Source organism: Rugamonas sp. GW822-FHT03B10 (genome assembly GCF_058801745.1).
Window position 1 is genome coordinate 203,783 of record NZ_JBXANP010000006.1, and the last position, 13,101, is coordinate 216,883.

General features: G+C 66.3%; 16 protein-coding genes. 6 read left to right on the forward strand and 10 right to left on the reverse strand.

The window, feature by feature from the left end; genetic code table 11:
- Positions 1-66: 66 nt before the first annotated feature.
- The 4 genes from AC1RQG_RS12425 to modA are packed head-to-tail and all read right to left on the reverse strand — an operon-like array spanning position 67 to position 3,040.
- Entirely contained in the window at positions 67-897 is an 831-nt protein-coding gene (locus tag AC1RQG_RS12425) for a TOBE domain-containing protein (protein WP_493131708.1), read from the reverse strand.
- Positions 872-1,591: an ABC transporter ATP-binding protein gene (locus tag AC1RQG_RS12430; RefSeq protein WP_493131710.1), complete on the reverse strand. Its 720-nt coding sequence runs from the start codon at positions 1,589-1,591 to the stop codon at positions 872-874. The genes AC1RQG_RS12425 and AC1RQG_RS12430 overlap by 26 nt, the downstream gene beginning before the upstream one ends.
- Positions 1,592-1,597: 6 nt before the next feature.
- Complete coding sequence (gene modB, locus AC1RQG_RS12435) at positions 1,598-2,272, reverse strand: molybdate ABC transporter permease subunit (protein ID WP_493131712.1); 675 nt, start codon at positions 2,270-2,272, stop codon at positions 1,598-1,600.
- A 15-nt stretch (positions 2,273-2,287) separates the two neighbouring features.
- Entirely contained in the window at positions 2,288-3,040 is a 753-nt protein-coding gene (modA, locus tag AC1RQG_RS12440) for a molybdate ABC transporter substrate-binding protein (protein ID WP_493131714.1), read from the reverse strand.
- A gap of 157 nt (positions 3,041-3,197) precedes the next feature.
- Here modA and AC1RQG_RS12445 point away from each other — a divergent pair, with 157 nt between their 5' ends.
- From AC1RQG_RS12445 to cydX, 5 genes are read left to right on the forward strand one after another with little or no spacing between them, the layout of a single operon-like run.
- A complete protein-coding gene (locus AC1RQG_RS12445; RefSeq protein ID WP_493131716.1) occupies positions 3,198-3,827 on the forward strand; it encodes a GbsR/MarR family transcriptional regulator in 630 nt (209 codons plus the stop codon).
- Positions 3,824-4,039 (forward strand): cytochrome oxidase putative small subunit CydP, encoded by a 216-nt coding sequence (gene cydP / locus AC1RQG_RS12450; protein ID WP_493131718.1) that lies wholly within the window; start codon positions 3,824-3,826, stop codon positions 4,037-4,039. The genes AC1RQG_RS12445 and cydP overlap by 4 nt, the downstream gene beginning before the upstream one ends.
- 3 nt (positions 4,040-4,042) lie before the next feature.
- A complete protein-coding gene (locus tag AC1RQG_RS12455; RefSeq protein ID WP_493131720.1) occupies positions 4,043-5,623 on the forward strand; it encodes a cytochrome ubiquinol oxidase subunit I in 1,581 nt (526 codons plus the stop codon).
- Positions 5,624-5,632: 9 nt separating this feature from the next.
- Positions 5,633-6,775 carry a cytochrome d ubiquinol oxidase subunit II gene (gene cydB / locus AC1RQG_RS12460; protein WP_493131722.1) on the forward strand — a complete coding sequence of 381 codons (1,143 nt, stop codon included), beginning with the start codon at positions 5,633-5,635 and terminating at the stop codon, positions 6,773-6,775.
- Between the two features lie 12 nt (positions 6,776-6,787).
- Positions 6,788-6,937, forward strand: a complete 150-nt coding sequence (gene cydX, locus AC1RQG_RS12465) for a cytochrome bd-I oxidase subunit CydX (protein ID WP_493131724.1) — start codon at positions 6,788-6,790, stop codon at positions 6,935-6,937.
- Here the strand turns inward: cydX and AC1RQG_RS12470 are convergent.
- Genes AC1RQG_RS12470 through AC1RQG_RS12480 form a run of 3 tightly spaced genes read right to left on the reverse strand, consistent with a single transcriptional unit; the run spans position 6,929 to position 8,362 of the window.
- Positions 6,929-7,786, reverse strand: coding sequence for a GIY-YIG nuclease family protein (locus AC1RQG_RS12470; RefSeq protein WP_493131726.1), 858 nt, complete (start codon positions 7,784-7,786; stop codon positions 6,929-6,931). The genes cydX and AC1RQG_RS12470 overlap by 9 nt on opposite strands.
- Before the next feature lie 34 nt (positions 7,787-7,820).
- The gene (locus AC1RQG_RS12475) at positions 7,821-8,129 is read right to left on the reverse strand and encodes a type II toxin-antitoxin system PemK/MazF family toxin (RefSeq protein WP_493131728.1); all 309 of its coding nucleotides are present in this window, start codon (positions 8,127-8,129) and stop codon (positions 7,821-7,823) included.
- Positions 8,130-8,143: 14 nt separating this feature from the next.
- Positions 8,144-8,362: an antitoxin MazE family protein gene (locus AC1RQG_RS12480; protein WP_493131729.1), complete on the reverse strand. Its 219-nt coding sequence runs from the start codon at positions 8,360-8,362 to the stop codon at positions 8,144-8,146.
- Between the two features lie 135 nt (positions 8,363-8,497).
- Between AC1RQG_RS12480 and AC1RQG_RS12485 the strand changes: the two genes are divergently transcribed.
- Complete coding sequence (locus tag AC1RQG_RS12485; RefSeq protein WP_493131731.1) at positions 8,498-9,007, forward strand: YgjP-like metallopeptidase domain-containing protein; 510 nt, start codon at positions 8,498-8,500, stop codon at positions 9,005-9,007.
- Here AC1RQG_RS12485 and AC1RQG_RS12490 read toward each other — a convergent pair.
- The 3 genes from AC1RQG_RS12490 to AC1RQG_RS12500 form a co-directional block, all read right to left on the reverse strand.
- Positions 9,002-11,581 carry an EAL domain-containing protein gene (locus AC1RQG_RS12490; RefSeq protein WP_493131733.1) on the reverse strand — a complete coding sequence of 860 codons (2,580 nt, stop codon included), beginning with the start codon at positions 11,579-11,581 and terminating at the stop codon, positions 9,002-9,004. The two genes, AC1RQG_RS12485 and AC1RQG_RS12490, sit on opposite strands and share 6 nt — an antisense overlap.
- 171 nt (positions 11,582-11,752) lie before the next feature.
- Entirely contained in the window at positions 11,753-12,301 is a 549-nt protein-coding gene (locus tag AC1RQG_RS12495; protein ID WP_493131735.1) for an LOG family protein, read from the reverse strand.
- 6 nt (positions 12,302-12,307) lie between these two features.
- Positions 12,308-13,081: a hypothetical protein gene (locus tag AC1RQG_RS12500; RefSeq protein WP_493131737.1), complete on the reverse strand. Its 774-nt coding sequence runs from the start codon at positions 13,079-13,081 to the stop codon at positions 12,308-12,310.
- Between the last annotated feature and the right edge of the window lie 20 nt (positions 13,082-13,101).

Here is a 13,101-nt window from a genome sequence, read left to right on the forward strand (position 1 = left end):
AACCGGGGTCAGGTCATGCCATCACGCAAGATGCGTGATGGCATGACCTGACCCCGGTTTTTGGTGTTAGGCGGCCGTGCCGAGGATGACGCTGGAGGCTTTGAAGATGGCCGTGGCGGGCGCGCCGACGGCCAGGCCCAGCGCTTCGGCGCTGTCGCGTGTGATGATGGCGGCGATGGTGCCCCCGCCCGGCAGCGCGATGCTGACGTCGGTGTTGACGGCGCCCGGCTGCAGCCGCGCCACCGTGCCCGTCAACTGGTTGCGGGCCGAGAAGCGCGCGCCGGCCGCCTCCGTCACGACGATCACGGACGACGCCTTGACCAGCGCGAACGCGGTCGCGCCGGCCTGCACGCCCAGGCTGTCGCTGCTGTCGCGCGTGATGGTGGCCACCACGCGCTGGCCGCCCATGATTTCCAGTTCCACCTTATCGTTGACGGCGCCGCGCTGCACGGCCACCACGGTGCCGCTGAATTGGTTGCGTGCGCTCGTTTGCATTTGCATCTTCCTGATCAGTAAAAAGTCGTCCGCCAGGCCATGGGACTGGCTGCTCAGGTGGGCAATGAATTTCTCGTGCTCGGCCGCGATCTGGCGGAAGTTGGCCACCAGCTGCGCGCCGCGCGCGGTCAGCCGCGTGCCGCCGCCGCCCTTGCCGCCGGCCACGCGCTCGACCAGCGTGGCGCCGGCCAGGTTGTTCATGGCGTCGATGGCGTCCCACGCGCCCTTGTAGCTCATCTTGACGGCCTTGGCCGCACGGGTGATGGAGCCGGTCTCGGCGATGGCCGCCAGCAGCGCCACGCGGTCCTGCCCGCCGAGCTTCTCGCCGCCCACCGTCATCCACACATTGCCCTGCAGGGCCAGCGGCGGCACGGCGTCAGGCGCTGGTTTGTCGTGTTCCATTGTTCAGCTCCGGGAATTCAAAAGTGGAGACCGGCGCGATCCTGCCCTCCTCCATGCGCAGGATGTGGTCGCCGAACGCGCGCGCGTCGTCGGGATCGTGCGTGATCAGGATCATGGGGATGGCCAGCCGGCGTTGCAGCGCGTCCAGCTCGGCCCGCATGCGCGCGCGCAGGCTGGGGTCGAGCGCGGCGAACGGCTCGTCCAGCAGCAGCGCCTGCGGATCGGGCACCAGCGCCCGCGCCAGCGCCACGCGCTGCCGCTGGCCGCCCGACAATTCGTGCGGAAACTGGTGCGCCACATGCGCCAGTTCGAACGCCTGCAACCAATGGCGCACGGCCGCGTCATCGGCCCGGGCGCGCGGATTGAACCAGCCGCGCGCCAGGCCGAACGCGATGTTCTGCCGCACGTTCAGATGGGGGAACAGCGCGTAATCCTGGAACAGGTAGCCGACCTGGCGCCGCTGCGGGGCCAGGTCCACGCCGCCGGCGCGGTCGAACAGGCAGCGGCCGTCGAGCGCGATGCGGCCCGCGTCGGGCGTCATCAGGCCGGCCACGGCTTTCATCAGCTGGCTCTTGCCGGCGCCCGACGGGCCGTAGATGACGATGCGCTGGCTGTCGGATGCGAACTGCGCGTCCAGCGTGAACGTGCGCGCGCCCGAGCGCAGGGTTTTACGGATGTCGACCTGGATCTGCATGGCGGTTCAGTCGTTGACGGGACGCTTGGGCGTCAATTTGCTGGCCAGCACCAGCACCACGACGCAGGTGACGGAGGTGATCAGCACCAGCATGTTGGCGCTGTCGTCCTGCCCCGCCTGCACGGCTTCGTACACGGCGATCGACAGGGTCTGGGTCTTGCCCGGGATGCTGCCGGCCACCATCAGCGTGGCGCCGAACTCGCCCATCGAACGGGCGAACGCCAGCAGGGTGCCGGCCAGCACGCCGCGCCACGCGAGCGGCATGGTCACGCGCAGGAACACGCCGAACGACGACACGCCGAGCACGTGGGCGGCCTGCTCCAGCTGGCGGTCCACCGTTTCGAACGCGGAGCGGGCCGCCTTGAGCACCAGCGGGAACGCCACCACGGCGGCCGCGATCACGGCCGCCTGCCAGGTGAAGATCAGGTTGATGCCGAAGCTGCGCTGCAGCCAGCCGCCCAGCCAGCCATTGCGCCCGATCAGCACCAGCAGGTAATAGCCGAGCACGGTGGGCGGCATCACCATCGGCAAGGTCAGCACGGCGTCCAGCATCTCGCGGCCGGGGAAACGGCGGCGCGCCAGCAGATAACCGAGCGCCAGCCCCAGCAGCAAATCGATGGCCGTGGCCCAGCCCGCCACTTTGAGCGACAGCGCCAGTGCGGTCCAGGCCGGGTTATCCATGCGTCGGAACCGCGCTCAGGGACGGCCGAAGCCGTATTTGGCCAGGATGGCCTGGCCGACGGGCGTCAGCACGAAGGCCAGGAAGCGGCCGCCGGCCTCGGGTTGCGCGCTGCCGGCCGTGGCGGCGATCGGATAGCTGACCGGCGTTTCCGTCGGCACGTTGACCACCACTTTCACCTTGTCCTTTTGCACGGCCACGTCGGTGGCGTAGACGAAGCCGGCGTCGGCCTCGCCGCGCGCCACATAGTCGAGGCTCTGGCGCACCGAGGCGGCGTAGATGGCCTTCGGCTCCACCGCCGCCCACAGCCGCGCCTGCTCCAGCGCGTGCCGGGCGTAGCGGCCGATGGGCACGCTGGCCGGGTTGCCCAGCGTGACGCGCTTGATGCCCGGCTGCGTCAGGTCGCCCAGGCCGTGCAGGTCGGCGCCGCCGTTGGCGGGCACGATCAGCACCACGCGGTTGCTGGCGAAGTTGGCCCGGCTGCCCAGCCGCAGCAATTTCTGGTGCTCGGCCTTGTCCATCGCCTCCTGGTCGGCCGAGGCGAACACGTCCACCGGCGCGCCCTTGGCGATCTGCTGCACCAGCGCATCGGAACCGCCGAAATTGAGTTGCACTTTATCGCCCACATGGGCTTGTTCGTAGGCCTGGGCGATCTCCTTGAACGCATTGGTCAGGCTGGCGGCGGCCGACACCGTGATGTCGGCGGCACCGGCCGTCCCCGCCGCCGCGCCGAGCAGCAACGCCGCAACCACACTCGCTTTACGCAACATACACCTCCCTCTCCACGATGGCGAAAACCGCAATATACTGAATTATATAGCGCAACGATTTTTACCGCTCTACATCGAAATAGCTAGGTCGACTACGCACTTTGCGTAAACCTTCTATAATTTCAGTAATTCCTGAAAATTCAAAAAGGCATGTAATATGAATCAACTCACTCCGCTGGCGCAACGCTTCATCCTGCACTTCGGCGAAATGGGCAGCCGCTGGGGCATCAACCGCACCGTGGGCCAGATTTACGCCCTGCTGTACGTGAGCGCCCGCCCGCTGAATGCCGACGAGATCGCCGAATCGCTGTCGTTCTCGCGCTCCAACGTGTCGATGGGCTTGAAGGAACTGCAATCGTGGCGGCTGGTCAAACTGCTGCACCAGCCGAACGACCGGCGCGAATATTTCGAGCCGCCCAAGGACGTGTGGGAAATCTTCAAGGCCCTGCTGGAGGAACGCCGCCGGCGCGAAGTGGAACCGACGCTGTCCATGTTGCGCGACGCGCTGCTGGAAACGCCGACCACGGACGCCGACCGCGTGGCCCAGCAACGGATGCGCGAGATGTACGACCTGATCGAATTGTCGAGCGCGTGGTTCGACGACGTGCAGCGCCTGTCGCCCGACACGCTGGCCTCGCTGATGAAGATGGGCTCCACCGTCAAGAAGCTGCTCGACGTGGGCGAATCGGTGCGCGACAAATTCCGCTTCGGCCGCGCCGACGCCGCCCCGGCGGCCGCGGACGACGCCGGCCAGCCGGCCACCACCCGCGCCCGGGACGAGCAGTGAAACCGGCGCCCGCAACCAGGCTGCGCGGCATGCCGCTGGCGCTCGCCATCGGCCTGGCCCTGCTGCTGAAAGGCGCGCTGCTGTTCTGGCTGTGGCACGCCTTCTTTTCCCACCCGCAAGCGAAACACATGCGGATGCCCACGGCGCAAGTCCAGCAGCACTTGCTGGAAGGCGCGCCGCCATCCATTCCCTCCCCCCAACTTCCGAGATGAAAAATGACTCCGCTCGATGATGTCGTCAGCCTGTCGCGTCTGCAGTTCGCCGCGACGGCCATGTATCACTTCCTGTTCGTCCCGCTCACGCTAGGGCTGTCCTGGCTGCTGGTCATCATGGAATCCGTCTATGTCATGACGGGCAAGGAAATCTACAAGGACATGACCCGCTTCTGGGGCAAACTGTTCGGCATCAACTTCGCCATGGGCGTGACCACCGGCATCACGCTGGAATTCCAGTTCGGCACCAACTGGGCCTACTACGCGCACTACGTGGGCGACATCTTCGGCACCCCGCTGGCCATCGAAGGCATGATGGCCTTCTTCCTCGAATCGACCTTCGTCGGCCTGTTCTTCTTCGGCTGGAACAAGCTGGGCAAGGTGCAGCACCTGGGCGTGACCTTCCTGGTCGCGTTCGGCTCCAGCCTGTCGGCCCTGTGGATATTGATCGCCAACGGCTGGATGAACTACCCGGTCGGCGCCGAATTCAATTACGACACCATGCGCATGGAGCTGGTCAGCATCGTCGACGTGATCTTCAACCCGGTGGCGCAGGTGAAGTTCGTGCACACGGTGGCGGCCGGCTATGTGACCGCCTCCATGTTTGTGCTCGGCATCTCCGCGTTCTACCTGCTCAAGGCGCGCGACATCCCGTTCGCGCTGCGCTCGTTCGCCATCGCGGCCGGCTTCGGCCTGGCCTCGTCGCTGTCGGTGATCGTGCTCGGTGATGAATCCGGTTACACGGCCGGCGAAGTGAACAAGGTCAAGCTGGCCGCCATCGAGGCGGAATGGGAAACGGAACCGGCCCCGGCCGGCATCACCCTCGTCGGCCTGCCCGACGACGCGGCCGAACGCACCGATTACGCCGTCAAGATCCCCTACGTGCTGGGCCTGATCGCCACCCGCTCGGCCGACAAGCAAGTGACCGGCATCAAGCAACTGAAGCTGGAACACGCGGCCCGCATCCGGCGCGGCATGACGGCCTACGCGGCGCTGGAGAAGCTCAAGGGCGGCGACACCTCGCCGGCCGCGCGCGCCGCGTTCGACGCCGTCAAGGCCGACCTCGGCTACGGCTTGCTGCTGAAGAAATACACGCCCAATGTGACGGACGCCACCGACGAACAGATCCGGCTGGCCGTCAACGACACCATCCCCAAGGTGGCGCCGTTGTTCTGGTCGTTCCGCGCCATGGTGGGGCTGGGCCTGCTGTTCCTGTTCATTTTCAGCGCGTCCTTCTACTTCCTGGTGCGCAAGCGCCTGGCGCCCCAGCGCTGGTTGTTGCGGCTGGCCGTGTGCGCCATTCCCCTGCCGTGGGTAGCCGCCGAGCTGGGCTGGGTGGTGGCCGAATATGGCCGCCAGCCGTGGACCATCGCCGGCATCCTGCCCACCCACCTGTCGGCCTCCACGCTGTCGGCGGGCAGCCTGTACTTCAGTCTGGCCGGCTTCATCGGCTTCTACACGCTGCTGCTGGTGATCGAGATGGGATTGATGTTCAAGTTCGCCCGCCTCGGACCGAGCAGCCTGCACACGGGCCAGTACCACTGGGAACAGGCAACACCAGCGGGCCACGCGCCCGCGCACTAAGGAGCGACCATGTTATTCGACTATCAAACCTACAAGATCATCTGGTGGTGCTTCGTCGGCGTGCTGCTGCTGGGCTTCGCGCTGACGGACGGCTTCGACTTCGGTGTCGGCATGTCGCTGCCCTTCCTGGGCCGCGATGACGGCGAACGGCGCGTCATCATCAACACCATCGGCCCCACCTGGGAAGGCAACCAGACCTGGTTCATCACCGCCGGCGGCGCCGTGTTCGCGGCCTGGCCGCTGTTGTACGCGGCCGCGTTCTCGGGCTTCTACATCGCCCTCATGCTGTGCCTGTTCGCGCTGTTCTTCCGTCCGGTGGGCTTCGACTACCGCAGCAAGCTGGCCGACCCGCGCTGGCGCAACGCCTGGGACTGGGGCCTGTTCGCGGGCGGCATCGTGCCGCCGCTGATCTTCGGCGTGGCCTTCGGCAACCTGCTGCAAGGCGTGCCGTTCGAATACGACAACACCATGCGCATGACCTACACGGGCAACTTCTTCCAGCTGCTCAATCCCTTCGGCCTGCTGGCGGGCGTGCTCAGCGTGGCCATGCTGGCCATGCACGGCGCCACCTTCCTGCAGCAGAAGACGGACGGCGCCATCGCGCGCCGCGCGCGCGCGCTGGCCATCGCGGCCGCCGTGGTGACGATGGCGCTGTTCGCGGCCGGCGGCCTGTGGGTGGCGCATGGCATCGAAGGCTACCGCATCGCGAGCATGCCCGATGCCAACAGCGCCTTCATGCCCATCGCCAAGACGGTGACGCGGGCCACCGGCGCCTGGCTGGACAACTACGACCGCTGGCCGCTCACGCGCGCCTTCCCCGTCGCCGCCTTCGCCGGCGCGGTGCTGGTCATCGTGCTGAGCCTGCTACGTCGGACCGTGGCGGCCTTCCTGGCCAGCGGCCTGACCGTGGCGGCCATCATCCTCACGGCGGGCGCGGCCATGTTCCCGTTCGTGCTGCCCTCGTCGCTGGCGCCGGGCAGCAGCCTGACGGCCTGGGACGCCGTGGCCAGCCACAAGAGCCTGGCCGTGATGTTCTGGGTGGTGGTGATCATGCTGCCCATCGTGCTCAGCTACACGGCCTGGGTCTACCGCGTGGTGCGCGGCAAGGTCACGCTCGAACACATCCGCGACAACGAACACACTGCATACTGAAAGGACGACATCATGTGGTATTTCACCTGGATACTGGGCCTCGGGCTGGCGCTGTCGGCCGCCATCATCAACGTCATGTGGCTGGAAGCCCACTACGCGTTCGGCCACCGCGACGAGGACACCACCCGCGCCAGCTTCGAGCGGGCGCGCGAGCTAGGGTAGCTCGAGCGTCAGGCCGCCCTGCGACAGCGGCCTGACGAGGATCTGATAAACGTCGAAGTCGAATTGCGGCGCCGCCTTGCCGCGGCGCCGTCCCTTGCCGCGCGGCCCCAGGTAGCACCAGTGGTCGACCACGTGCACCTGGCGCACGCCGTCCGCTTGCTCGACGATGCCGACGGCGCCCGCGAACGGCCACGGCGCGATGTGCAAGGGTTCCAGCGCCGCCCGCACCCGCGCGCCATGCGCTTGGGCGCTCTCGGCGCCCACGCACACGCCGGCGCAGCGCCGCAGTTGCCGCGCGAAGCACGGCCGGCCCCGCGCCACTTTTTCCAGCCCCAGCGTGGCGCAGCACAGGCCGGCCTGGTCGGCCACGTTGCGCAGCGTCTCCATGGCAGCCGCACGGGTGCCGAACAGGCCGTACAACCCTGGTGTGCGCGCGAAATCCATCTCGCTGGAAAACACGACCTCGGGCAGATCGCCCGCCATGCGCAGCGCGCACATCTCACGCACGCCGCGCAGTTTCTGGTTGAACGGCGGCTGCAACTGCTTGATCAGTTGCGATTCGCGCAGCAGCGCGCCGATCTCGCCGCCCGTACATTCAAAATCCACGCGCCGGCTACACTGCAGCATCTTGCCTTCCTCGGCCGTACGCAAGTGGCTGAGCACGCGCTGCCGGATGTTGACGCTCTTGCCAACGTAGAGCGCCTCGCCATCGTCATCGCGGAAAATGTAAATGCCGGGCTGGGACGGCAAAGCATCGAGGCTGGCGCGGTCGATGTGGTCGGGATAAACAAAAGGGATGACGGGATCGCCGTGGATCAGCAAGCCCAGGGAATTGACGTGGGTACGCATGGTGAAAAAATCTTCGGCCAACAAATATTTCCGGCTACTTGGCTATGCCCAGGAACACTGCCAGACAACGCTCCACGGCCACCAACGCATCGGCATCAATACGTCCAAATACCGGTCCGACTTTGTCCCGCTTCACCGTCATGGTCTTATCCACCATCACCTGCGATAGCTTCTGCAAACCATTCGCGGCATTCGGATGTAATGTCACGCGCAACAATGGTGCGGCGATTAATGTGCTCGACACTGGCAGCACCGTCACAAAGGCAGTCTCGTTAAACTGGTCGGCTTGAATGACCAGGGCGGGCCGTGGTTTGCCGAGGTCGCCTTGCATGGCGATCGTCACCAGATCGCCGCGCGTCATTCTTCCCAACCGTCCAGGTCCGCCAACGCTTCATCCAGGAACTTCTGCACATCCGTGTCGGCCATGTCCGACTGCGCGGCAAGGCGGGACTGGCGGCGACATTCCTCCGCAAATTCCGGCCGCCGCGTATCGGGCACCCAGATCTGCACCGGACGCAGCCCGGCCGTTCTCAGTGCCTCCCGGCGTTTTTGGACGCGCGAATTCACATCTGCCATATTGCCCCCTTGGTGTTACATGTAACAAAATACGCCGTTTTATCCCGCCATGCAACAAGCTTTCGCGACTGTCACTGGGCAGGCGTTTCGGACGGCTGTGGTATATTGCCGCCTCCCCCGCCCGTGCCCCTCATCATGTCCGCCCTCAAGTACCTCAGCGCTTATTCCGAACAAACCCAGCAGCAAGTGTCGCAACTGATCGCGCAGAACCGGCTGGGCGAGGTGTTGCTCAAGCGTTATCCGAAGCCGCACGACATCCGCACCGACAAGGCGCTGTACCTATACGTGCAGGAATTGAAAACTGAACACTTGCGCAACGCGGAGCCGATCAACAAGGTGGAATTCGACAGCAAGATCCACGTGATCAATCACGCGCTGGGCCTGCACACGTCGATCTCGCGCGTGCAGGGCGGCAAGCTCAAGGCCAAGCACGAGATCCGCGTGGCCACCGTGTTCAAGGAAGTGCCGCTGGAATTCCTGCGCATGATCGCCGTCCACGAACTGGCGCACGTGAAGGAAAAACAGCACGACAAGGCGTTCTACAAGCTGTGCACCTACATGGAGCCGAACTACCACCAGTACGAGTTCGACCTGCGGCTGTACCTGACCCAGCTCGACACGGCCGGCCAGCGGCTGTGGTCATAGCGCCGTCCCGGACACGGCACGGCCGCCCACCACGCCGCCCCCCGCCAACGGGGCGCCGTCGGCACGGCCCTGGATCAGATCGTGCAGCGCGAACGCGTCGCGCAACTGTTCGCGCAGGCAAGCGTCGTCCCACGGCTTGGTCAGGAAACGATAGACGGCACCCTGGTTGACGGCGTCCATCACGGCGTTCAGTTCCGTGTAGCCGGACAGGATGATGCGGATGGTGTCCGGGTAGAGCTGTTTGACCTGGGAGAGGAAGGCCGTTCCGGTCATGCCCGGCATGCGCTGGTCGCTGACGACCACCTGCACCGCGTTGGTGGCCAGCAGCTCGAACGCCTCCCCGGCGGAGCCGGCGCGCAGGATGCGGTAACCATCGCGGCGCAGCAGGCGCGTGAGCCCGTTCAGCACGCTCGGCTCGTCGTCGAGCAGCAGCAAGGTGTGTTCGCGCGCCCGTGGCGGCAACGACGGCAGCAGGGACGGCGTGCCCAGCAGCGCCGTCAGCGCCGCCGCGTCGACGGGCGGGCTGAAATAATAGCCCTGCACCATGTCGCATGACAGCCCGGCCAGAAATTGCAACTGGCCCGGCGTCTCCACCCCCTCGGCCACCGTCTTCATCTTCAGCAACTGGGCCAGCACGATGATGGTGCGGGCCAGCGCCGCGTCGTCCGCGTCCGTGGTCACGTTGCGCACGAAGCTACGGTCGATCTTGAGCACGTCGATGGGGAAGCGTTTCAGGTAGGCCAGGCTGGAATAGCCGGTGCCGAAATCGTCTAGCGTCAACCGCACGCCCAAGGCCTTGATCTCGCGCAGGGCTGTCAGCATGGTGTCGCTGTCGCTCATCAGCACGCTCTCGGTCAGTTCCACCTCCAGCAGACGCGGCGCCAACCCAGTGTCGGCCAACACCTGTTGCAGCAGCAACGGCAGGTTGCGCCCGTCGAACTGGCGCGCCGACAGGTTGACGGCCACCGACACGTCCTCATGCCCCATGGCCTGCCAGGCGCGCGCCTGCCGGCAGGCGCAACGCAGCACCCATTCACCGATCGGCACGATCAGGCGCGTCTCCTCGGCCAGCCCGATGAAGCGGTCCGGCAGCACCATGCCATGCCCGGGCCGGTTCCAGCGCAGCAGCGCCTCCACCCCCATCACCCGGCCGCTGCGCAGGTCGATCTTGGGCTGGTAATAGACCTCGAACTGGCAGCGCTCGACGGCCACCCGTAAAGCGAGTTCGAGCACCACGCGCTGCTCGACCCGCTGGCTCATTTCGCGCGCGTAATAACGGTAGCCGTTGCGCCCCCCCTCCTTGGCCGCATACATGGCCACGTCGGCGCTCTTGAGCAGGCCGTCGCCATCGCCATCGGGGGCCAGGCAAATGCCGATGCTGACCGAGACCCGCAATTCATGGGCGCCCAACAGGAACGGCTGGCCTAACAAATCCAGCAACTTTTGGGCCATGGCTGTCGCCTCGCCACCATCGGTCAAGCCCGGCAGGACCAGCACGAACTCGTCGCCGCCCAGCCGCGCCACCGTGTCGCTGGCGCGCACGGCCGAGCGCAGGCGGCGCGCCACGGCCTGCAGCAACAGGTCGCCGACAGCGTGGCCGTAACTGTCGTTGACGAACTTGAAGCCGTCCAGGTCCAGGCACATCACGGCCAGCGGCTGGCTGCGGCGCCGCGCCAGCGCCCGCGCCTGGGCCAGCCGGTCCTCCAACAGGTTGCGGTTGGGCAGGTCGGTCAGCGCATCGTAATTGGCCAGGTAAGCGATGCGCTGCTCGGCCTGACGGCGCTGGGTGATGTCCTGCATGGTGCCGCTCATGGCCACGGCCAGGCCGTGCTCGCCGAACACGATGTCGGCCTTGCTCTGTACGATGCGCTCGCAGCCATCGGGCAGCAACAGCCGGTGTTCCAGGTCGTACGGCTCGCGGTTCGCCAGCGCGGCCTGCACGGCCTGCGCCACGCGCGCGCGGTCGTCGGGATGGACCAGCGGCAGAAAGGCCCGGTAGCCGGGCGCGGAGATGGCCGCCCGGCCGCCGCAAAGACGATACATTTCGTCCGACCAGACCACGCGGCCGGTGTCGAGTCGCCATTCCCAGCTGCCCACGGCCGACAGGCGCTGGGCGTGCGCCAGCTGGGCGTCGCGCTTGGCCACCGATAGCAGCAAACTTGCCGACTTGAGGATGAAACGCACGCGGTGCTGCAACAGCGTCCAATTGATGGGCTTGCTGATGAAATCGGTGGCGCCCGCCTCGTAGGCCTGGTTGACGGCGTCCACGTCATCCAGCGCCGTCAGCACGACGATGGAGCACAGGGCGCCCCCGGGCAGGCTGCGCACCCGGCGGCACACCTCGTAACCATCCATGTCCGGCATCATGACGTCGAGCAGGATCAAGTCCGGCGTCAGCTGGCCGAGCGCGGCCAGTCCAGCGGGCCCGTCCACCGCCTCGGCGACCTGCATGCCCAGCTGCTCCAGGTGGCAGCGCGCCAGCTGGCGAATGAAGGGATCATCGTCGATGACGAGCACCGACGGGCAGTCGTGGCGCGCGGCATCGCGGACACTGCATTTTACGGCGATATCCATGTCTGCGCGCTGCTCCCTCGCCGGTGGGTGGACGGCGGACGGCGACAACAGCGCCGCTCGCGCTGACCACGATGACACCAGTCTACACGCGATCCGGCCGCAAGGGCAGCGCCGCGCGCAGCCGGCTTGGCGGCGTCAGGCCGGACACGACACGGGCGCCGCTCCCGGGGATCAGGCCGCCGGCGCCCGCAGGCGTTGCACCAGCGCTCGCGGATCGGACTCCACCATCATCAGGGCCGCGTGCTGCGGGCGGATGAAGCCCTCGCCGCTGGCGTGGCCGATGAAGCCCATCAGACCATCGTAGAAACCATCGACGTTGAGCAGGCCGACCGGCTTGGCATGGATGCCCAGCTGCGACCACGTCAACATCTCGAACAACTCCTCCAGCGTGCCCATGCCGCCGGGCATGGCGATGAAGCCGTCGGCCAGCTTGGCCATCATGGCCTTGCGTTCGTGCATGTCCTTGACGATGAACTGGCGCGTCAAGCCCATGTGGCCCACCTCGCGCTCCATCAACGCGTTCGGGATCACGCCGGTCACGTCGCCGCCCAGGCGCAGCACCTCGTCGGCGATGATGCCCATCAGGCCCACATTGCCGCCGCCGTACACCAGCGCGATATTGTCCTCGACCAGCGCGCGGCCCAGGGCGCGGGCGGCCTCCGCATAACGGGGACTGGCGCCGGGGTTGGCGCCGCAGTACACACAGATCGCTTTTGTCACAGCCGCTTAATCCTCAAGTTCCGCTTTCGCCAGTTCCACGTCCAGCCGCTCCATCGCATCGCGCGGTTCGCAGCCGGCCGCCGCCTCGTACAGGCCGACGGCTTCATCCATCTTCTTTTTGCCGTCGAGCATGACGAGCGCGTTCGCGTACTCGATGCGGGCGATGGCCGAGTCGGGATTGAGTTCGAGCGCCTTCTTGAAGTGCTTGTAGCCCTCTTCCTTCTTCACGCCGTAGGTCAGGCCGCCGATCATGGCGCCCACCTTGTCGATGATCTCGCTGTGGTAGGCGCCCATGGCGATGTGGGCGTCGGCGTGCTTGGGGGCCAGCTTGAGCGTCATGTCCAGGCTGTGCTTGACCTTGGCGCCCACGCCCTGGGCCAGCGCCTTGACCACCGAGATGCCCTGGGCATAGCGGCCCAGCGCGTAGGCGTGCCAGTAGTAGCCGGCCGCGTTGTCGGGCTGCTCCTGCTGCTGGCGCTCGCAGCGCTCGGCCACTTCCTCGAAGGTGGCGATCTTTTTCTTCTCGCTCTTTTCCAGGTAGGTGGCGTACATGCAGGTGGCCTTGTGCGCCACCGAGTAACCGTCCACACCCACGTCCAGCCCGATATGGGTGGCGCGCTCGAAATCGCCGGCATGGAAGGCGATCCACGCCTCGACCAGGCGCGCGTCCTTCGGGAACGGTTCCGCATCGCCCACGTGCAAACGGGCCCAGTTCTTTTTCAGGCTGGCCGCCGTGTACACATAAGCATCGTCAGGATGCGGGAATTTACTCCATGCCATAGTTTTCTCCGAGGGTGATT

Coding starts and splice junctions, on each gene's coding strand:
- AC1RQG_RS12500 (WP_493131737.1), bottom strand. CDS start 13,081: ATGGCATGGAGTAAATTCCCGCATCCTGACGATGCTTATGTGTACACG.
- AC1RQG_RS12470 (WP_493131726.1), bottom strand. CDS start 7,786: ATGCGTACCCACGTCAATTCCCTGGGCTTGCTGATCCACGGCGATCCC.
- AC1RQG_RS12445 (WP_493131716.1), top strand. CDS start 3,198: ATGAATCAACTCACTCCGCTGGCGCAACGCTTCATCCTGCACTTCGGC.
- AC1RQG_RS12485 (WP_493131731.1), top strand. CDS start 8,498: ATGTCCGCCCTCAAGTACCTCAGCGCTTATTCCGAACAAACCCAGCAG.
- modA (WP_493131714.1), bottom strand. CDS start 3,040: ATGTTGCGTAAAGCGAGTGTGGTTGCGGCGTTGCTGCTCGGCGCGGCG.
- AC1RQG_RS12425 (WP_493131708.1), bottom strand. CDS start 897: ATGGAACACGACAAACCAGCGCCTGACGCCGTGCCGCCGCTGGCCCTG.
- AC1RQG_RS12430 (WP_493131710.1), bottom strand. CDS start 1,591: ATGCAGATCCAGGTCGACATCCGTAAAACCCTGCGCTCGGGCGCGCGC.
- modB (WP_493131712.1), bottom strand. CDS start 2,272: ATGGATAACCCGGCCTGGACCGCACTGGCGCTGTCGCTCAAAGTGGCG.
- AC1RQG_RS12490 (WP_493131733.1), bottom strand. CDS start 11,581: ATGGATATCGCCGTAAAATGCAGTGTCCGCGATGCCGCGCGCCACGAC.
- cydX (WP_493131724.1), top strand. CDS start 6,788: ATGTGGTATTTCACCTGGATACTGGGCCTCGGGCTGGCGCTGTCGGCC.
- AC1RQG_RS12455 (WP_493131720.1), top strand. CDS start 4,043: ATGACTCCGCTCGATGATGTCGTCAGCCTGTCGCGTCTGCAGTTCGCC.
- AC1RQG_RS12480 (WP_493131729.1), bottom strand. CDS start 8,362: ATGGCAGATGTGAATTCGCGCGTCCAAAAACGCCGGGAGGCACTGAGA.
- cydB (WP_493131722.1), top strand. CDS start 5,633: ATGTTATTCGACTATCAAACCTACAAGATCATCTGGTGGTGCTTCGTC.